This is a genomic window from Streptomyces sp., assembly GCF_036566765.1.
In the GTDB taxonomy this organism is placed as follows: Bacteria; Actinomycetota; Actinomycetes; order Streptomycetales; family Streptomycetaceae; genus Streptomyces.
This window is the reverse complement of record NZ_DATCVQ010000327.1, coordinates 1-18,975: the sequence shown is the minus strand read 5'-3', so window position 1 is coordinate 18,975 and position 18,975 is coordinate 1. Positions and strand designations below refer to the sequence as shown.

Annotated in this window: 14 protein-coding genes; 8 read left to right on the top strand and 6 right to left on the bottom strand. The window is 72.4% G+C overall.

Annotated features, from left to right (window positions below; genetic code table 11):
• Positions 1-37: 37 nt before the first annotated feature.
• Positions 38-730 (top strand): alpha/beta fold hydrolase, encoded by a 693-nt coding sequence (locus VIU94_RS19395; protein ID WP_331913090.1) that lies wholly within the window; start codon positions 38-40, stop codon positions 728-730.
• A gap of 63 nt (positions 731-793) precedes the next feature.
• Positions 794-1,639, top strand: a complete 846-nt coding sequence (locus VIU94_RS19390) for an alpha/beta fold hydrolase (RefSeq protein WP_331913089.1) — start codon at positions 794-796, stop codon at positions 1,637-1,639.
• Between the two features lie 3 nt (positions 1,640-1,642).
• Here VIU94_RS19390 and VIU94_RS19385 read toward each other — a convergent pair whose 3' ends face one another.
• From VIU94_RS19385 to VIU94_RS19370, 4 genes are all read right to left on the bottom strand, one after another.
• Complete coding sequence (locus VIU94_RS19385; RefSeq protein ID WP_331913088.1) at positions 1,643-4,438, bottom strand: ATP-binding protein; 2,796 nt, start codon at positions 4,436-4,438, stop codon at positions 1,643-1,645.
• Between the two features lie 123 nt (positions 4,439-4,561).
• Complete coding sequence (locus VIU94_RS19380) at positions 4,562-7,399, bottom strand: helix-turn-helix transcriptional regulator (protein WP_331913087.1); 2,838 nt, start codon at positions 7,397-7,399, stop codon at positions 4,562-4,564.
• 99 nt (positions 7,400-7,498) lie between these two features.
• Positions 7,499-8,689 (bottom strand): cytochrome P450, encoded by a 1,191-nt coding sequence (locus VIU94_RS19375; RefSeq protein WP_331913086.1) that lies wholly within the window; start codon positions 8,687-8,689, stop codon positions 7,499-7,501.
• A 232-nt stretch (positions 8,690-8,921) separates the two neighbouring features.
• On the bottom strand, positions 8,922-9,629 hold the full coding sequence (locus VIU94_RS19370) for a TetR/AcrR family transcriptional regulator (RefSeq protein ID WP_331913085.1): 708 nt from the start codon (positions 9,627-9,629) through the stop codon (positions 8,922-8,924).
• Between the two features lie 114 nt (positions 9,630-9,743).
• Between VIU94_RS19370 and VIU94_RS19365 the strand changes: the two genes are divergently transcribed.
• Positions 9,744-11,378, top strand: coding sequence for an amidohydrolase (locus tag VIU94_RS19365; protein ID WP_331913084.1), 1,635 nt, complete (start codon positions 9,744-9,746; stop codon positions 11,376-11,378).
• Here VIU94_RS19365 and VIU94_RS19360 read toward each other — a convergent pair.
• Positions 11,345-12,484 carry a LacI family DNA-binding transcriptional regulator gene (locus VIU94_RS19360; protein ID WP_331913083.1) on the bottom strand — a complete coding sequence of 380 codons (1,140 nt, stop codon included), beginning with the start codon at positions 12,482-12,484 and terminating at the stop codon, positions 11,345-11,347. The two genes, VIU94_RS19365 and VIU94_RS19360, sit on opposite strands and share 34 nt — an antisense overlap.
• 141 nt (positions 12,485-12,625) lie before the next feature.
• On the opposite strand from VIU94_RS19360, the gene VIU94_RS19355 reads away from it, so the two are divergent.
• The 5 genes from VIU94_RS19355 to VIU94_RS19335 are packed head-to-tail and all read left to right on the top strand — an operon-like array spanning position 12,626 to position 17,847.
• Positions 12,626-14,263, top strand: a complete 1,638-nt coding sequence (locus VIU94_RS19355; protein ID WP_331913082.1) for an ABC transporter substrate-binding protein — start codon at positions 12,626-12,628, stop codon at positions 14,261-14,263.
• Positions 14,260-15,213, top strand: coding sequence for an ABC transporter permease (locus VIU94_RS19350; RefSeq protein ID WP_331913081.1), 954 nt, complete (start codon positions 14,260-14,262; stop codon positions 15,211-15,213). Before VIU94_RS19355 ends, VIU94_RS19350 begins: the two co-directional genes overlap by 4 nt.
• Positions 15,210-16,079: an ABC transporter permease gene (locus VIU94_RS19345; RefSeq protein ID WP_331913080.1), complete on the top strand. Its 870-nt coding sequence runs from the start codon at positions 15,210-15,212 to the stop codon at positions 16,077-16,079. Before VIU94_RS19350 ends, VIU94_RS19345 begins: the two co-directional genes overlap by 4 nt.
• 5 nt (positions 16,080-16,084) lie before the next feature.
• Positions 16,085-17,068: an ABC transporter ATP-binding protein gene (locus VIU94_RS19340; RefSeq protein WP_331913079.1), complete on the top strand. Its 984-nt coding sequence runs from the start codon at positions 16,085-16,087 to the stop codon at positions 17,066-17,068.
• Positions 17,065-17,847: an ABC transporter ATP-binding protein gene (locus VIU94_RS19335; protein ID WP_331913078.1), complete on the top strand. Its 783-nt coding sequence runs from the start codon at positions 17,065-17,067 to the stop codon at positions 17,845-17,847. The genes VIU94_RS19340 and VIU94_RS19335 overlap by 4 nt, the downstream gene beginning before the upstream one ends.
• A gap of 51 nt (positions 17,848-17,898) precedes the next feature.
• Here VIU94_RS19335 and VIU94_RS19330 read toward each other — a convergent pair whose 3' ends face one another.
• The gene (locus tag VIU94_RS19330; RefSeq protein ID WP_331913077.1) at positions 17,899-18,417 is read right to left on the bottom strand and encodes an RDD family protein; all 519 of its coding nucleotides are present in this window, start codon (positions 18,415-18,417) and stop codon (positions 17,899-17,901) included.
• Positions 18,418-18,975: the final 558 nt, after the last annotated feature.

Sequence of the window (18,975 nt, the reverse complement as noted above, 5' to 3'; positions counted from 1 at the left end):
TCCGAGAAAACGGTCAACTCAGGCAAAGGGGAAGGTAATGAACGCAGCTGCGGCCATCCGCAACGTCGTCCTCGTACACGGCGGGTTCGTCGACGGTTCCGGCTGGCAGGCGGTCTACGACCGGCTGGTCGGCGCGGGCTGTCGCGTGAGCGTCGTCCAGAACCCCACGCTGGACCTGGAGGGCGACGTGGCCGCCACGCGCCAGGTCCTCGACGCGCAGGACGGCCCGACCGTGCTGGTCGGCCACTCCTACGGCGGCGTGGTCATCACCGAGGCCGGACGGCACGACAAGGTCGCCGGCCTCGTCTACATCGCCGCCTTCGCACCCGACAAGGGCGAGTCGGTCAACAGCCTGATCGCCGACCCGCCGCCCGGCGCTCCGGTGCCCCCGATCCTGCCTCCCCAGGACGGCTTCCTGTTCCTCGACCGCGAGCGCTTCGCGGAGTCCTTCGCCGGCGATCTGCCCGCAGAGGAGGCCGCCTTCATGGCCGACTCGCAGGTTCCCTGGGGCGTGGACGCGCTCACCGGAGCGGTCACTGAACCCGCCTGGCGGACCAAGCCGAGCTGGTACCTCGTGGCCACCGACGACCGCATGATCCCCCCGCCGGCGCAGCAGGCGATGGCGGAGCGGATCGGGGCGACGACCGCCGAGGTCCCCGCGAGCCACTCCGTGTACCTGTCCCGGCCCGACGCGGTCGCCGACCTGATCAGGCAGGCCGCCGGCGCGTAGCCGCCGACCGGCCCGGTGGCCCGCGCCCCACGCTCTGTCCGACAGCACGACTCAGGAGACCAAGTGACTGCTCACCGTATGCCTCGCCGCAGACTGCTCATAGGCGCCGGCGGCGCCGGGATCCTCGCGGCCGCACTGCTCACCCCCGCGGCATCGGCCGCCTTCGGGGACGAGGGCAGCACCGCATCGCCCACCGCCAAGCCGACCGTGGTGCTCGTGCACGGCGGGTTCGCCGACGCATCCAACTGGAACGGCGTGATCGACCGTCTGCAGAGGAACGGGTATCCGGTGATCGCGTCGGCCAACCCACTGCGCGGCCTGCCGACCGATGCCGCGTACCTCTCCAGCGTCCTGAAGTCCGTCGAGGGGCCGATCGTCCTGGTCGGGCACTCCTACGGGGGCGCGGTCATCACCAACGCGGCGGCCGGCAACTCCAACGTCAAGGCCCTCGTCTACGTCGCCGCGTTCGTTCCGGACAAGGGGGAGAAGCTCGGCGAGCTGATCGGCAAGTACCCGGGCAGCGAGATCCAGGCCGCGCTCAACCCCGTGCCGTACCCGAACGCGGACGGCAGCACCGGCACCGACCTCTATCTGAAGGCCGACAAGTTCCGCAGCGTCTTCGCCGCCGACCTGCCCGCCTCCACCACCCGCATCATGCAGGCCGGGCAGCGGCCCTTCAGCGCCTCCTCCTTCGAGGACGTCACGCAGGAGGCCGCCTGGCGGACCATCCCCTCGTGGGGCATCGTCGCCGGCGCGGACAAGGCGATCCCGCCCGCGCTGGAGCGCTTCGAGTACCAGCGGGCCGGCTCCACCGCCATCGAGATCCCCGGCGCCTCCCACGTGGTCATGATCAGCCACCCCGGAGCCACCGCCGGTCTCATCATCAAGGCCGCGCAGGCCACCGACTGACCTTCAGCCGTCCTTCAACTGATCGAGCGCATCGCGCAGAGCGGCCCGGGAGGTCACGCCGAGCTTCGGGAAGATCTGGTAAAGGTGGGTGGAGACCGTACGCGGCGAGAGGAAGAGCCGCTCGGCGATCTCCTTGTTGGTGAAGCCGGCAGCGGCAAGTTGCGCGACTTCCGTCTGCTGGGGTGTCAGGGGGCCTCCGGAGAGGGTCGAGCGACCCTCCCGGTGGCCGCCGGTGGCGCGCAGCTCCTGCGCTGCGCGACCGGCCCACGGGAATGCGCCCAGTCGCTGGAACGTGTCAGCCGCGACGGTCAGTTGGTGCCGGGCCAGGGTGTTGGATCTGATCCGGCGCAGGTGCTCCCCGTAATACAGGTGGATCCGGGCCAGGTCGAACGGCCAGCGCTCGGCCTCCGGCACCGCCAGCGCCCGCTCGAACCAGGTGTCCTCCCGGCTGTCGGCGGAAAGCCCCGCGGAGGCGAGGAGCAGCATCTTCAGCCTGGGGGAGAGCGCGTCGAGGCCGGCCTTGCGGGCCGCCGCGACATGGGCTTGGGCCTCGCCGCGGCGGCCGGTTCGCACAGCGGCCTCGGTGAGGTCCATCAGCAGCCACAGTGCATGGGGGACGAACGCCGGGAAGACGCCGGCGGGGGAGACGATCGTCGCCTGCCGGTACGCCTCCTCGAACGACCCTTGGCCGAGCGCGGCGAGGGCCCGAGCGTGAGCGGCGTAGAGGCGTACGGCGCCGGCGCGCCGCGGTCCGGCCCACTGGTCCATCGCGTCTGCCAGGGCGTTCGCGGCGGCATAGTTGCCCTGGAGCGCGGCACGAGCGGCCAGGAGGTAGTTCCCGGGCCACGCCAGCATCGGATAGCCGTAGTCCTGGCACAGCACAAGACCCTCGTGGGCAAGGCGGTTCACCTGCTCCCACTGCCCGGTGAGCAGTGCGTGATTGCCCAGCAGGAAGAGAGCCTCGATGGCCGGCGCGACGGCCTCTCCCTTGCGTCCCGCCTCGGCCACCCGCCTGAGCGCCTCGGCGCACCCGCCGAGCCGGTCGACATAGGCGGAGGCGATGCCCGTACGGACGATGTGCACGGGGTCGGACTCGTAGGCGAGTTCGGCGACGGCCGCGTCGAGTCGCTCCAGGCAGTGCGGGGCGCAGCGGGCCGGGTCGGCGAAGGTCGCCCTGGTGACGGCCAGGATGCCGGGGTCCGCGGTGAACCTCTCCAGGGCGGCGTCCATCGACTGCCACGGGTCCGGCCGACCGGAGAAGAAGCAGACCAGCAGCAACGTGTGGAGTGCTTCGACGAGCGTCGGGTCCTGCGGGTCGTACGGCTCGCGTTGCAGGGACACGGCGGAGCTGAGCAGGCGGTGGGCGGTGTCGATGTCGCCCGATCCGTTGAGCAGATAGGCGGAGCCGGCCACGGCCGCGATCAGTGACTCGGGGCCGGGAGCCGCACGGCGTGCACCGTCGAGCAGCCGCGGGACGTCGTGCAGGGCTCCGGTGAAGTTGGCTCCCAGGTACGCCGCTTCCGCCAGCCTGCGGGCCCGCTGTCCACCCTCGGGGCTGAGGTCCGCGGCGCGCAGCAGCGACGCGATGGCGACGGTGCCGTCGCCGCGGCGGCTCATGCTGCGTGCGGCGCGTTCAAGGAGCGCGGCCACCTCCTCGTCGGGCGCGACGGTGGCCTGGCCGAGATGCCATGCCTGGCGTTCCGGCTGATCGGCCAGCGGTCGGGCCAGGGCGCGGTGCGCGTTGCGGCGCTGGTCGCTCGTGGACAGGTCGACCACGGCCGAGCGGGTCAGCGGATGGCGGAACGTCAGGCGGCCGGTGCGGTCGTCGATGCGGATCAGTCGAGCGCGCTCGGCCGGCCCGAGATGCTTCAGGCTGCACCGGCCCGCGACGGCCTGCTGCAGGACGTGCAGGTCTCCGGTGCCCTCGAGAGCGGCCAGCAACAGCAGATAGCGCGTGACCGCTGTCAGGGCGTCGATGCGCGAGGCGAACGCCGCCTGCAGGCGGCTGGTCAGGGGAACGTGCCCGGGAAGTGCCTCCGATGCTGTGCGTTGTGAGTCGCTCAGGGCCACGGGCAGCTCCAGGAGGGCCAGTGGGTTGCCCCGTGCCTCCGCCATGAGGCGTCGCCGGACCCTGGGGGCAAGGGCCGGGTACCGGCTGACCAGCAGCGTGTCCGCGGCCTGGTCGGTCAGCGGTTCCAGTACGCGGACGGCTGAGCCCGTACGGTCGAAGAAGCTGTCCGTGCCCGGTCGTTCGGCGCACAGCAGGCCGACCTTCGTGCCGAGGAGTCGACGGGCCACGAATCCCAGGACCAGGGCGCTGCCGGCGTCCATCCACTGCAGGTCGTCGACGATCAGCAGCACGGCACGCTCGCGCGTCATCCGGGTCAGCAGCGCGAGCGACGCCCCGGCCACCGCGTCGTGTGCGGGCGCCGGGCCGCTGCCCTGGCCGAGGGCGACCGTCAGCACCTCTTCGTGCAGCGGGCTGAGGGCGTCGAGTTCGCTCAGCACCGGATGGAAGAGTTGTCGGAGTCCGCTGAAGCTGGTCTGCGCCTCGAACTGCACGGCCGTCGCGTGCAGGACGGGCACACCGGCCGACGCCGCTCGGGACGCGGCCGCGGCGAGCAACGCGGTCTTTCCCACCCCCGGCTCCCCGCAGATCAAGAGCGCGGCGCCGACGGCGGAAATGCCCTTGAGGAAGGCGTCGATGCGCTGAAGCTCGGCCTCCCGGCCCACCAGCGCCGCCCCCGGGATCCGGTGGTCCGCGACCGGGGTCGTGGTCTCGATCGGGTAGGCGGCCACGTCGTGCCCCTCTTCTTCGAAGCTCTGATGTCCTCTCGGGGACGGGATGCGATCAGCCTGCGGCTAAGGGGGCGCTCGCCGCTTCTGTCACAAGACCTGACCTGCCGGCTCAGGCGTCCGGCGTCAGGCGATGACGTCCCGTAGCTGGAAGCGCGAGGTGACACCGAGCTTGGGGAATGCCCGATTGAGGTGGAAGCCGACGGTGCGGGGGGAGAGGAACAGCTGGGCCGCGATCTCCTTGTTCGACCGCCCCTGCGCGGCGAGTCGAACGATGGCCAGTTGCTGAGGGGTGAGTTCCATGGTCGCGTCCCGGTGGCGCGCCTCGGCTGTGTCGACGCCGGTGGCCCGCAGCTCCGCGGCCGTGCGGGTGATCCAGGGGGTCGCGCCGAGGCCCTGGAAGAGCTCCCGTGCTTCGCTCAGCGGAGCGCGGGCGTCAGCCGGCCGCTGACGGCGGCGCAGCCACGCGCCCAGGTCGACGAGAGCGAGGGCGCGTTCGAAGGGCCACTGGTCGCCGCCGGGGGTGAACGCCGCCTCACGGAGAAGGGCTTCGGCGCGGGTGACCTCGTCGGTGAGAAGGCCCTGGGCTCGGCACAGGATGAGGTGCAGTCTGAGCGAGGTCTCGGCGGGTAGGTGCTCCCTGGCCGCGTCGAGTGTGGCCCGCGCTTCCTCGGCCCGGTCGACGCGTACGGCGCTGGCCGTCAGGTCGGCGAGTCCGTAGAAGGAGCTGTGGAAGTGCACGGGGCTGCCGTCGCGGTGGAAGAGCCGGCTGAGGTGGAAGTACGCGGCGTGGTGATCGCCGTCCGCGAGTGCGGCCAGCGCCCTCGCCTGGCGGGCGCGCACTTCGAAGGTGCGCGTTCCGCGCAGGTCGAAGTCGCGGGTGGCGTCGGCCAGCGTCTGTTCGGCGCGCCGGCTGTCTCCGCGAACGGCGGCCAGCGCGCTCGCGAGGATCTGGTTGCTGACGGTGGCGAGCTCAAGACCGCCGACGGCGGCCGCCCGGTCGGCCTCGCCGAGCCCGGCGAGGGCGGCGGGCCAACGGCCGACCTCGAACAGGGCGATCGCGTGGGCGGAGGCGACGGTGGCGTTCGCTCCCGCGGTGGCCGCGTGACCGTACATCTCCAGCAGGGTGCCGTACAGCTGGACGGCCGTCTCGGTCTCGTCCAGCGCCCACGCGGCGGCGCCGAGCATCGACCAGGCTTCGAGGGGTTTGTCCTCCTCGTCGACCGCGGCGCGCAGATGGGCGAGGGCTTCGTCGCGCGAGCCGAGTGGGTCGCAGCCGGCGAGGATCCAAGCCGTACGGGAGTCGGGGCGTTGGGGAGGAAGACGCCGGTAGCGGTCCAGGACGGCGGTCCGGAAGCGCGGGTCGCCGCTGGTGTAGGCGACCATCGACGCCGTGCCGAGCGCGTCCGCGACCCACTCGGCACGCGTGGTCGCCAAGGCGTCGGCCGCCGCCGTCAGCCGGTCCACGGCTTCGCCGTGTCGGCTGGTCAGCGCCAGGGCCCAGCCGGCGTTCATGTCGGCCTGGGCACGGGCGTCGGCGGTGTCGGCGTCGGCCGCGGCGGCGGAGGTGAGTTCGGCCACCCAGCGCGGATGGCCGGCGAACATCGCGAACTCGGCGGCGGCGTTGAGCCGGCGTACCCGGTCGTCCGTACGAGGGCTCAGTTGGGCGGCCCGCTCCAAGGTCGTCGCGGCTGCCGCGTAGCCGCCTCGGCGGCGTGCGCGTTCCGCGGTGGCCTCCAGGGCGTCGGCAACGGCCCCGTCCGCGGTGACCGTGGCGGCGGCGCGGTGCCAGGCTCGGCGGTCCTCGTCCAGAACGGCTGCGGACGCGATCAGCCGGTGGGCCCGGCACCGCTGGTCGAAGGGGGCGGCGGCCAGGACGGCCGACCGCACGAGGGGGTGTCGGAATCTGATCACTCCCCGGTCCAGGGCGAGCAGCCCGGCCTTCTCGGCCGCGGCCCATGCCTCGTCCGCGACCCGGGCTGCCTGCGTACGGCCGGCGAGGACGAGAGGCGAGTCGGCGCCGTCCGCATTCCGGGGCTCGGGCAGGAAGACGTCACCGAGGATCTCGGCCAGGGCGCCCATGTCCGGCAGGTCGGCGACGGCGGCGAGCAGGAGCAGGCTGCGCGTGGGCTCCGGCAGCGCGTCGAGGTCCGCGGCGAAGAGTTGCTCCAGGCGCTCGGTGAGCGGGAGTTCCAGGCCTGCCGGCTCCTCGCTCAGCGAGCGGGTGGCTGCGGCGCGTGCGAGCTCGACCAGGGCGAGCGGATTGCCGCCGGCCTGCCTCATCACCTGCCGGCGGGTGCGGCCTTGCGGCGGCGCGGCGAGTGAGTCGAGGAGGTGTGCGGATTCGATGTCGTCGAGGTCCTCGAGCCGGTGAAGTGTGCTCTGGCGTATCCAGCCGGGTGGCATTCCCGCGGGGCGGGACGCGAGGAGGAAGCCGACGGGTTCGCCTTCCAGTCGTCGGGCGCACAGGCTCAGGAGGTCCTGGGTGGACCGATCGAGCCACTGGAGGTCGTCGACGATCACGAGGAGCGGTCCGCTGCCGGCCCGCTGGGACAGGACGCGCAGCAGGGCTCCAGCCAGAGCGAGCGTCCCTCCGGCGGCCGGCTCACCCCCGCGCAGGGCGGTTTCGAGGATGCTCCGGTCCTCCGGGTCGACGGCGGCCGACATGCCGCGCCACGGCTGCAGGAGCATGTCGAGCCCGCTGAAGGCGAGGCCGGCCTCCTCGGGGCGGCCCACGACCCAGCGGCCCTGGCCGCCTTGATCCCTGACGCGTCCGGCCGCGAACTCCAGAAGCGAGGTCTTGCCGATGCCCGGCTCGCCCAGCAGAAGCAGAGTGCGATCGGTCGCCCCGGCCGCGGGCCCCGAGGTCTCGGTCGACAGTTCTCCGCGCAAGCGGTCAAGGAGCGTGTCGACGGCGTCCAAGGCGCTGTCCCGGCCGAGCAGCCGAGTCCGGACTGCCGCCATCGAGCCCCCTACGCCTCACGCCCCTGCTGGTGGGCCCACGATATCCGAGCGGCCTCGACCGGCCGACGAAACCGTGCACTTGACCTGGCTGCTTCGCGGTCACACGTCCCAGGTGACCGGGAGGTTCTTGACCCCGTAGATGTCCGCGGTCTCCGGGCGCAGGCCGACTTCTTCGGCCGGTACGGCCAGGCGCAGCGTGGGGAAGCGGTCGAGCAGCGCGGAGAGGGCGATCCGCATCTCGATGCGGGCCAGTTGCTGACCCAGGCACAGGTGGATGCCGTGGCCGAAGGCCAGGTGCCCGCCTTCCTGGCGGTGGAGGTCGAGCACGTGGGGATCGGTGAAGCGCTCGGGGTCGCGGTTGGCGGTGTTGTACGACAGGACGACCGTCGTGCCGGCCTCGATGGTCTGGCCGCCGACCTCGACGTCCACCAGCGCCGTCCTCATGAACGTCTTGGCGACGCTCAGATACCGCAGCAGCTCTTCCACGGCCTGGTCGACGAGCGCGGGATCGGCGCGCAGCGCGGCCAGTTGGGCCGGGTTCTGCAGCAGCGCGAAGGTGCCGAGGGACAGCATGTTCGCGGTGGTGTCGAACCCCGCCGCCAGCAGGATCAGGCTGATCCCCTGCAGCTCCTCATCGGTCAGGTCGCTGTCGGTGAGTTCGCTGAGCACGTCGTCGGTGGGCTTCGCCCGCTTGGCGGCGACCAGCTCCGCGAGGTAGTTCTGGGTCGCGGTGTAGGCCGCTATCAGGTCCTCGTCGCTCGTCTCCCCGCCCATGAACGTGTCGATCTGTTCCTGGAAGGAGTCCCGGTCCTCGTACGGCACCCCCAGCAGCTCACAGATGACGATGGTGGGGATGGGCTTGGCGAACGCGGTCACCAGGTCCGCCTGCGGCCCGGTCCGCTCCATGGCGTCCAGGCAGTCGGTGGTGATCTGCTCGATGCGCTCGGTGAGCAGTCGCATCCGCCGTGCGGTGAACTTGCCCACCAGCGGCTTCCGGTAGCGCCCGTGCTGCGGTTCGTCCATGAGGAGGAACTCGCCGGGCGGGGCCGCAGGGAGCTCGAAGTCGACCACGTTCAGGAGCTCTTTGCGCGCGCTGAACCGAGGGTCGGCCAGGACCGACCTGACCAGGTCGTAACCGGTGATCATCCAGCCGGGCTTTCCGCCGGGGTGGGTGAAGCGGCTGATGGGGCCGTGCACGCGGGCGTCGGTCAACTCGGCCGGCGGGTCGAAGGGGCAGCCGGGCCGACGCTCCGTCGGCAGCGTCGGGACGGTGTGGACGGACTCGCTCATGACCATTCCTCATCTCGCGACATCACGTGTTTGACGTGCGACGAAAGCTACGTTGCGTTCGGAATACCGTCAATCGCAGAAGGAGCATATGTCCAGGTGGTGGGCGATAAATTGATGCAATGGCTCTGGAGCCGAATGCAACGATGCATTGCAATGGGTGACGGTGAAGGCGATGCCGGCGGCACGCCGGGAGGCCGGTGGCGGACCGTCTGCACGGCGGTGGCGGGGCTGTCTACCGCCCAGCGTCCGGGTGCAGCGCTGCCGCGCCCGTGAGGGTCAGTTCCAGGGCGAAGGGGTAGCCGCTGTCGCGCATGTCGGCGGCCAGGAGGGGGTACGTCGCCGCGATGTGCGGGTGGGTGTCGGCGGGGAGGTTTCCGTAGGCGCCGTGCCAGACCTCGGCGTCGGCCGCCGCCGCTGCGGGCGGCAGGGCCGCCGCCGCGGCGTCCTGGGCGGCGAAGGCGAGGGCCTGGTCGACGAAGGCGTGGTAGATCCGCACCGCCAGGGCGTTGGGGAAGCCGCCGTCGCGGAGGATGCCGAGGATGGTCTCGACGGCCCGGGTCTCGTGCAGGCGGCCGGTGGTGCGGTGGGCGGCGAGCAGCGCGGCCTGGGGCTGGGCGAGGTACGCGGCGTGGATGCGCAGGCCCATGGCGCGGAGGTCGGCGCGCCAGTCGCCGGTGGCCGTCCAGCCTTCCTGGGCGCGGCCGATGATTTCGTCGGCGAGGGCGAGCAGGAGGGCGTCGACATTGCGGAAGTAGCGGTAGAGCGCGGTGGGGTCGGCGCCGAGCGCGGTGCCGAGTCTGCGTACCGAGAGCGCGTTCGCTCCGTGCTGTTCGACGAGACGCAGCGCGGTCTCGATGATCAGGCGTTCGGAGAGGACGGAGCCCTCCCGGGTGGGGCGGCGGCGCCGTCGGCCGCCTTCGGGGACCACGCGTTCGGACATGGCCGCGACCTTACGTCAACACCATTGACGTGTAAACGGCTCCCGGGCTTCGATGACGTCCGTCACTCGTCAGCCGTAGCCGTCCAGCGCAGACGTACGCAAGGGAGCCGCCGCATGCCTCACGCCGATCTGGTCTTCACCGGAGGACCCGTCCTCACCATGGATCCGGCCCGTACCAGGGCGACTTCGCTCGCGGTCAGCGGGGAGCGGATCGCCGCCGTCGGCCATGACGAGGTAAAGGAGCTGATCGGGCCCCGTACGGAGGTGGTGGACCTCGCGGGCAGGCTGCTGCTGCCCGGCTTCCAGGACGCCCACATCCACGCGGTGGGCGGGGGCGGTGAGTTGGCGGAGTGCGATCTGACCGGGGTCCTCGACGCCGACGCGTGCCTGGAGCTGATCCGGTCGTACGCGCAGGCGCACCCGGAGCGGGAGTGGATCACCGGCGGCGGCTGGTCGATGGAGAGCTTCGCGGGCGGGCTGCCGACCCGTCAGTTGCTGGACTCCGTGGTGCCGGACCGACCGGTACTGCTCGCGAACCGCGACCACCACGGAGCCTGGGCCAACACCCGGGCCCTCGAACTGGCGGGCTTGACCGCCGCCACCCCGGATCCGGCCGACGGGCGGATCGAGCGGGACGCGGACGGCGTCCCGAGCGGGATGCTCCAGGAGGGCGCGACGGCACTGGTCGCGCGGCTGGTGCCCCCGAAGACGCCGGAGGACCGGCTCGCGGGTCTGCTGCGGGCGCAGAAACTGCTGCACTCGCTCGGCGTCACCGGCTGGCAGGACGCGCTGCTCGGCGACTTCAACGGCATGGTGGACCCCTCGGCCGCCTATCTGGCCGCGGCGCGGGACGGTTCACTGACCGCCCGGGTGACCGGCGCGCTGTGGTGGGACCGTGAGCGCGGCGCCGAGCAGATCCCCGAACTGGTGGCCCGCCGGAAGGAATTGACGTACGGACGGTTCCGGGCCGGGTCCGTGAAGATCATGCAGGACGGCATCGCGGAAAACTTCACGGCCGCGCTGACCGCCCCGTATCTGGACGGCTGCGGCTGTGCCACGGCCAACAGCGGACTGAGCTTCGTCGATCCGCAGGCCCTCCGCGGATACGTGACGGAGCTCGACGCACTGGACTTCCAGGTCCACTTCCACGCGCTCGGCGATCGAGCGGTACGGGAGGCGCTCGACGCGATCGAGGCCGCCGTGGCCGTCAACGGGCGGCGCGGCAACCGGCACCACCTGGCCCACCTCCAGGTCGTCCACCCCGACGACCTGCCCCGGTTCGCGGCGCTCGGCGCCCTCGCGAACATCCAGCCGCTGTGGGCGGCGCACGAGCCGCAGATGGACACGCTGACCATCCCGTTCCTGGGTCCGGAGCGCGCCGCCTGGCAGTACCCCTTCGGAGGTCTGCTGAGCGCGGGCGCCACTCTGGTGGCGGGCAGCGACTGGCCCGTCTCCAGCCCGGACCCGCTCGCGGGCATCCACGTCGCCGTGAACCGCCGGGAACCGCATGCCAGCGACGACCGGGTGTTCCTGCCCGAACAGCGCATCGACCTCCTCTCGGCCATCGCCGCCTACACCGCCGGTTCCGCGCACGTGAACGGGCTCGACGACGCGGGCAGTCTCCTCCCCGGTCACCTGGCCGATCTCGTGGTGCTCGACCGGGACATCCTGGCCGCGCCCCCGGAGGAGATCGCCGAGGCGCGGGTGGAGCGGACCTATGTGGGCGGCGAGCTCGTGCACGGCGGCTGAGGAAGCGGAGGCGGCTGAGGCGGGCGTACCGAGGAGGCGCGGACGTCGAGTCGGACCGGCACGAGCACCCCGCCGGTCTCCCGCTGCCCGTGCTCCAGTACGGCCACGAGCAGTTCGATCCCGGCCTCGGCGACCGCGTCGGGGCGCAGGCTGAGTGTCGTCACCGGCGGTTCGGTGTGCACGGCGACCTCGTCCTCGCTCACACAGGCGACGAGGAGGTCGCCGGGGACGTCGTAGCCGTGCCGGCGGGCCGCGTCCAGGACGAGCGGCGGGCTTGCCTCGGCGACCACGAGCAGGGCGTCGGGGCGCTCCGGCCCGGCCGTCAGGGCGGTCTCGACGGCCCGGACGACCGGTCCGTTGCCGGGCTCGGCGGCCCGTACGGCCAGCTCCGGCAGCCCGTGCGCCGCGCACCAGTCGTGGTGCGCGGCGAACACCTCGCGGTGGAAGGAGGTGGTGCTGTCGGGGACGACCAGCGCGGGCCGCCGGGCGCCCTGGGCCAGGAAGTGGTCCAGCGTCTCGTGGACGGCGGCGGTCGCGTCGACGTCCACCCAGTGGGCTTCCGGCCGGCCTTCCACGGACCGGTCGCTGAAGACCGGGATGCGGGCGGCGATCAGGTCCTCGACGATCCGGTCGTCGGCGACGGGGTCGGCGACGACCACGGCGTCGAGCGGCAGCGCGGACCACTCGCTCTGCAGGGAGCCGGCGGGCAGCAGCACCATCGCGTACCCGCGGCCGAGCGCGCTGGCGGCGGTGGCTCCGGTGAGCCGGGCGAAGTACGGCGACTCCAGGAAGGTCCAGGGGGCGTCGGCCAGTTCGCCGACCACGTATCCGATCAGCCGGGCCCGCCCGGCGCGGAGCTGGCGCGCGGTGGCGTTGGGCCGGTAGCCCATTCTGCGTGCGGTCTCGCGGGCCCGTTCCCGTACCTCGGGGGAGAGGCGGCCGGTGCCGTTGAGCGCCGCCGAGACGGTGGTCTTGGACAGACCCGCCTCGCGGGCCACGTCCACGAGACGGACGCGCGGGGTGGGCGGCGACGGCTGCCCTCGTCGCGGGGAGACCTGTCCGTCCTGTGGCGAGGGTGCTCCGCCGGGCCCTGAAGCTTCGGTCATGGGAACGATGCTGTCATCCTCCCGACCTCTGCAAAACCGTTCCCGCAAACTTGGCCGAAGTCTTGTGCGGGAACGTTCCCGCATCAATACTCGCTCCATCCCCCCGTGCCCGTCACAACACCCGTAAAGGGGTGGGTCTGCATGCGCATGTCCGGATTCATCGTCTTCGCCTGTACCGCCGCGCTCGCGGCCTCCCTCACTGCCTGCTCCGGAGCCACCCGGCCCGGGACCGGCAGCACCGCGGGCGCCGGTTTCGACGTCACCCCGACCTCACCGCCCGCCCGGGGCGACCTGGACTCCTTCACCTGGTCGCTCTACGCCGAGCCGTACACCCTCGACTACGCCCTCGCGTACGACTACCCGCCGAACACCGTGCTCGCCAACGTCTGCGAGCAACTGCTGCGGGTCACCCCCGACCTGAAGATCGAGCCCGGACTCGCCGTCAAGTGGGCGCAGCCCGACCCGCGCACCCTCGTCTACACCCTGCGGCCCGGCGTGAAGTTCCACGACGGCACCACGATGACCGCCGCCGACGTCGTCGCCTCCCTCAAGCGCCAGATGGACCCGGCCACCGGCTCCCCCTGGGCCTCGGCCTTCAAGAGCGTCGACTCCGTGGAGAAGACCGGTCCGCTGGAAGTGACGATCCGCCTCGGCAAGGCCGACGTCCTCTTCCACGAGCTCATGGCCGCCTCTCCCGGAACCGTCGTGAGCGCCGCCTCGCTCGCCGGGCAGGGCAAGGACTACGGCACCCCCAAGGGCGCCCTGAACTGCACCGGTCCCTTCTCCCTGGCGAAGTGGGCGCAGGGCGACAGCATCACGCTGCGCAAGAACACGGCGTACTGGGACAAGAAGCTCGCTCCGAAGTCCGGGTCCGTGAAGTTCACCTTCGTCGAGGACCCGTCCGCCCGCTCCAACGCCTTCCTGTCCGGCACCGCCGACGGCGGCTACATGGTCCCGTCCTCCTCCCTCGCCCAGCTCCAGGCCAGCGGCAAGGGGTCGGTCCTCTTCGGCCCCAACACCGCGGCCGCGAACCTCGCCGTCCTCGACTTCCACGGCCCGCTCGGCGACCTCAAGGTCCGCAAGGCCCTGTCCATGGCCCTGGACCGGAAGAACATCGTCAAGGCGGCGGCCGGCGGCGTCGGCGTCCCCGCCAAGGCCCCCGCCGCGCGCGGCGCCTGGGCGCTCTCCCCGGAGAAGACCGCCGCCCTGTACGACACGCTGCCCGAGCCTGCGTACGACATCGAGGGCGCCAAGAAGCTGGTCAAGGAGGCCGGTGCGAGCGGTCGCAGGATCACCGTCGTGACCAGCTCACTCGCGCCCGAGATCAGCGTGGTCGCCAACGCGGTGCAGGCGGCCGGCCGGCAGATCGGCCTCGACGTCGAGCTGAAGCCCGTCTCGCCCGACGCGTACAGCAGCATCTTCGTCGACCCGGCGGCCCGCGAGGGGATCGACCTGGTCGTCACCAACGGCTACGACAACACGCCGGACCCGCTGGAGTTCTACCAGTACCTGCGCACCGGCGACTTCGGGAACTACGGCAAATGGTCCGACGCCGGGTTCGACGCCGCATTCGCCCGGGCCAACTCCGAGCCGGACCCCGGCAAGCGCGCCGAACTGACCGCGAAGCTCCAGGAGATCGCCCTGCGCGAGCTGCCCGTCATACCCGTGTACGAGTCGCCGTACTCGGTCTTCCTCGGCAAGCGGATCACCGGCGCGCCCACCGGCATCGCCCAGCTCTACTACCCGTGGGCCGCGACGATCGGGGCCGCGCAGTCATGACCCGCTTCCTCCTCGGACGGTTCCTGGGCCTGGCGGCCGTGCTGTTCGTGACCTCGGTCGTGGTCTTCGGCACGATCCACCTGGCTCCCGGCGACCCCGTGACCTTCCTGCTGCACGGCCGCCCCGCGACCCCCGAGGCGGTGGCCGCCCTGCGCGCCGAGCACCACCTGGACGACCCCCTCGTGGTCCAGTACGTCACATGGCTCGGCGGTGTCCTCGGCGGCGACCTCGGGCGTTCCGCCCAGTACCACCAGGACGTCACCGACCTCCTCGGCTCCCGGCTGCCCGGCACCGTGCTCCTCGTCGGCTACGCGGCCGTGCTCGTCGCCGTCCTCGGGGTGGGCGCCGGCATTCTCGCGGCGCTGCGCCCCGGTCTCCTCGACCGGACGGTGCTCATCGGCACGGGCGTGGCCACCGCCACCCCGTCCTTCGTCACCGCGATCGTGCTCGTCTCGCTCTTCTCGGTCCAGCTCGGCTGGTTCCCGGGCCCGGGCGGCGGCGCCGCGCAGGGCCTCGGCGCCCGGCTCCACCAGCTCACCCTCCCGGCCTTCGCCCTCGCCCTGACCTTCGCGGGCCTGCTGGCCCGGGTCACCCGCTCCGCGATGCTCGACGAACTCGGCCGCGAGCACGTGGAGGTGGCGCGGGCCCGGGGCGTCGCCGGCCGGACGGTGGTCCGCCGGCACGTGCTGCGCAACGCGCTCGGCCCGGTCGTCACCGTCGGCGGCACCATGCTCGCCGGCCTGCTCATCAGCACCTCGATCGTGGAGACCGCGTTCGACGTGCCCGGACTGGGCTCACTGCTCGTCCAGTCGGTCACCGCCCAGGACTTCGCCGTGGTCCAGGCGGTCACCCTGCTCAGCGTGGCGGCCTTCGTCCTCGTCAACCTCGTGGTCGACCTGCTCGCCCCGCTCATCGACCCCCGTCTCTCCCCCGGGGAAGGCTCCTCATGACGTCCACCCTCACCACGGCGCCGTACCGCAGGCCGGGCCTCGGCGGACTGCGCCTCTTCGGCCAGGGGCCGCTGTTCGCGGTCTCGGTCGCGCTGCTCGCCGCACTCGTCCTCGTCGCCGTGCTCGCACCCGTCCTCGCCCCGTACGACCCCGAGGCGCTCGACCTCGCCGCGAGCCTCGCCGGCACCACCGGCGACCACCTCCTGGGCACCGACCAGTCGGGGCGGGACATCCTGTCCCGGCTGCTCCACGGCGCCCGCACCGGGCTTCTCGGGCCGCTGCTCGTGGTCGGTGTGTCCACCCTGCTGGGCCTGCTGCTCGGTGTGGTGGCGGCCTGGCGGGGCGGCTGGGCGGACGCGGTCCTGTCCCGCTCGATGGACCTCGTCTTCGCGATCCCGGGACTGATGCTCGCGATCCTGCTCGTCTCCGTCGTCGGCCCCGGCATGACCGCACCCGTCATCGCCATGTCCGTCGCCTACACCCCGTACGTGGGCCGGCTGGTCCGCGGGATCGCCCGGCAGGAGAAGGAACGGCCGTACATCGAGGCGTACGTGGTGCAGGGCTGGTCCGGCTGGACTGTCTGCCTCCGCCACCTCCTGCCGAACATCGCGCCGACCGTCCTCGCCCAGTCCGCGATGAACTTCGGGTACGCGCTCATGGACCTGGCTGCACTGTCCTTCCTCGGCTTCGGGGTCCAGCCGCCGACCGCCGACTGGGGAGCCATGATCAACGAGGGCCAGGGGGCCGTCCTCCAGGGCGCGATGCTCCCGGCGCTCGCGCCGTCCGCGTGCATCGTGCTCGCGGTCGTGGCCTTCGGAATCGTCGGCGAGGGGCTCGCCGACCGGATCGCGCGGCGGGAGAGGTGAACGCCATGACCACGACGTCGACCACGCCCGTCCTGGAGATCGACGGGCTCGGCATACGGCTCCCGGACGACCGGGCCGCCCGGCCCGTCCTGGACGGGGTGAGCCTGACGGTACGACCCGGGGAGACCGTCGGCCTCGTCGGCGAGTCCGGCTCCGGCAAGTCCGTAGCCTGCCGCAGCGCCCTCGGACTGCTGCCCCCGGGCGCCCGCATCAGCGGACAGGTCCGGGTCTCCGGACGGGACGTGCTGAGCATGCGCCCGAAGGAACTGGCCGCACTGCGGGCCCGCGAGGTCGCCATGGTCTTCCAGGACCCGCGCGCCTCCGTCAACCCGCTGCGCAGAGTGGGCGACTTCCTCACCGAGGGGCTGCGCGCCTGCGGCGCCCCCGCCGACCGGGCCGCCGCGCGCGCCGTGGAACTCCTCGACGCCGTCGGCATCCGCGATCCGCGCGGCGCCCTGCGCCGCTTCCCGCACCAACTCTCCGGCGGCATGCTCCAGCGGGTCGTCATCGCCGCCGCGCTCGCTGCCGAGCCGGCCCTGCTCCTCGCCGACGAACCGACCACCGCGCTCGACGTCACCACCCAGGCCGAGGTGATCGCGATCCTGGCCCGGCTGCGGGCCGAGCGCGGCACCGGGATGCTCTTCGTCACCCACGATCTGGAGCTGGCCTCGACGATCTGCGACCGGGTGTACGTGATGTACGCGGGCCGGATCGTCGAGACCCGGTCCACCGACGAGCTCTTCGAGCGCCCCCGCCACCCCTACACGGCGGGACTCCTCGCCTGCACCCCGCGTATCGAGCCCGGCGCGCCCGCGCCCCGGCCCATCCCGGGCCGGCCGGTCTCGCTGGCCGAGGCCCCGCCCGGCTGCTCCTTCGCCGCCCGCTGCCCGCACGCGGTGGCGCGCTGCACGGAGGAGACGCCCGAACTGGCACCGCACGGCGAGGGGATGGCCGCGTGCCTCCGCGCCGAGGAAGGGATCACGCTGTGACCGAGGGACTGGTGGTCGACGGGCTGTGCAAGAAGTACGGCGAGCACACGGCGGTCGACGGGGTGTCGTTCACGCTGCCGCCGGGCGGTTCGCTCGCGATCGTAGGCGAGTCCGGCAGCGGCAAGACGACGACGGTCCGGATGCTCGTGGGCCTGGAGCGCGCGGACGGCGGCACCGTCCGCCTCGACGGCCGGGACCGCTCGGCCCGCGCCCGGGGCCGCGCCGAGCGGCTCGCCAGGGCCCGGGAGATCCAGATGGTCTTTCAGGACCCCTACCTGTCCCTCGATCCGAGGGTGACGGTGAGCGGCTGCCTGGACGAGGTGCTACGACTGCACTCCGGCCTGGATGTGGCCGCGCGCCGGGCCCGGGTCGCCGAGCTCCTCGACCAGGTCGGACTCGGGGCCCGCGAGGCGGGGGCTCTGCCGCGCGGGCTGTCCGGCGGACAGCGCCAGCGGGTGGCGATCGCGCGTGCCCTCGCGGTGGAGCCCCGGGTGCTGGTCCTGGACGAGGCGGTCGCCGCGCTCGACGTGTCGATCCAGGCCCAGATCCTCGATCTGCTGCGCGAGATCCGACGTGAGGCGGGGATCGGCTATCTCTTCGTGACCCACGACCTGGCGGTCGTACGGCACGTCGCGGACGAGCTGCTCGTCCTCAGGTCGGGCACGGTCATGGAATCGGGCCCCGTGGACCGGGTGCTCGACGCTCCGGAACACCCGTACACCCGGCTGCTCCTGAACTCGGTGCCGAGGCGCGGCAGCCTGCTGGGCGGGGGCGGCTGAGGGCCGGACCCGTGAAGGGGCCGCCGCAGGAGGCCGGGTCGCCACCGAAGGTCAGGCGGTGAGGTCCCTGCGGCGGGCGTAGCGCAGTCCGGCGAGGTCGGCGTGGTAGAGCTCGCCGTCGTCGTTGTCCGCCACGGTTCCGCGGGCGGCCCCGCCGCCGCCCAGACCGCGGAAGAACGCCCGCAACCAGTAGTACGGCTGGAGGGGTAGCCAGCACAGGCCGCACAACCAGCGGTACACGGTGCGCCAGAATCCGGGATGCCCGCCGTCAGCGGCACGGACCACCCGTATCCCGGTGATCAACTTCCCGACGCTCGCCCCACAGAGGACCGTCAGGAGCACCTGGTTGACGAACGAGATGCCCAGCAGCAAGGCCAGGGCGGTCAGCGGACGCCCCTCCTCGCCACGCGCCAGCAGGTACGGGCCGCTCACTGCCGCAGCGATGTCCAGCGTCACGGTGAGCAACCGCCGCCCCTCGCCGGCGGGCCGGGGCACGCGTCGTGGCGCATGCCAGTAGGGCGACTGCTGCTGGCCGAGCGGGTGTTGCCGCTGTTGTGGTGACGTGCTCATGCCCACATCATCCTGCATCTGCGCATTCAGCGTGTCGGCCGATGGGCTGACGGAGCGCTACAGCCACAGAGGGACGGGCCCGTGAGCAGGCGGGGGGGCGGACTGCTCCGAGTGGAGCCCACCAGTGGTGGACGTCTTTCCACGGACAGAGGCTGGCCTACGCGGTGGCCGCCACCCGACGCACACCGGGCCGGGCGGCGCCGCGCAGCATCGTCGTCAGTCTCGGCGCGGCCGAGGCCGTAGAAAGACGGAATCACATGGCGGAACAGGGCATCAGAACAGGCTGCCTGCGAAGGCAGACGCAGCGCCGATTCGCACCGCGACGCTCCCGGCGGTCGCCCGCCAGGGTGGCGCTCGCCGCGGCCGGTCTGGCATTCCTGGGCGCGCTCGGTCCGACACCGAGCAGCGCCGTGTCGCCCCCGCTCACCGGGCCCCATCCGGGGGATCCGGCGCGGTTCGTGCCGGGTCCCTGCCCGAACGCGCCCGACCCGATTCCCGGCCGGTGCGGGGTCCTGGAGGTGCCCGAGAGCCGGGCCCACCGCGGCGGACGGACCATCA

Coding starts and splice junctions, on each gene's coding strand:
- VIU94_RS19375 (WP_331913086.1), bottom strand. CDS start 8,689: ATGAGCGAGTCCGTCCACACCGTCCCGACGCTGCCGACGGAGCGTCGG.
- VIU94_RS19380 (WP_331913087.1), bottom strand. CDS start 7,399: ATGGCGGCAGTCCGGACTCGGCTGCTCGGCCGGGACAGCGCCTTGGAC.
- VIU94_RS19350 (WP_331913081.1), top strand. CDS start 14,260: ATGACCCGCTTCCTCCTCGGACGGTTCCTGGGCCTGGCGGCCGTGCTG.
- VIU94_RS19345 (WP_331913080.1), top strand. CDS start 15,210: ATGACGTCCACCCTCACCACGGCGCCGTACCGCAGGCCGGGCCTCGGC.
- VIU94_RS19355 (WP_331913082.1), top strand. CDS start 12,626: ATGCGCATGTCCGGATTCATCGTCTTCGCCTGTACCGCCGCGCTCGCG.
- VIU94_RS19370 (WP_331913085.1), bottom strand. CDS start 9,629: ATGTCCGAACGCGTGGTCCCCGAAGGCGGCCGACGGCGCCGCCGCCCC.
- VIU94_RS19340 (WP_331913079.1), top strand. CDS start 16,085: ATGACCACGACGTCGACCACGCCCGTCCTGGAGATCGACGGGCTCGGC.
- VIU94_RS19365 (WP_331913084.1), top strand. CDS start 9,744: ATGCCTCACGCCGATCTGGTCTTCACCGGAGGACCCGTCCTCACCATG.
- VIU94_RS19360 (WP_331913083.1), bottom strand. CDS start 12,484: ATGACCGAAGCTTCAGGGCCCGGCGGAGCACCCTCGCCACAGGACGGA.
- VIU94_RS19395 (WP_331913090.1), top strand. CDS start 38: ATGAACGCAGCTGCGGCCATCCGCAACGTCGTCCTCGTACACGGCGGG.
- VIU94_RS19330 (WP_331913077.1), bottom strand. CDS start 18,417: ATGAGCACGTCACCACAACAGCGGCAACACCCGCTCGGCCAGCAGCAG.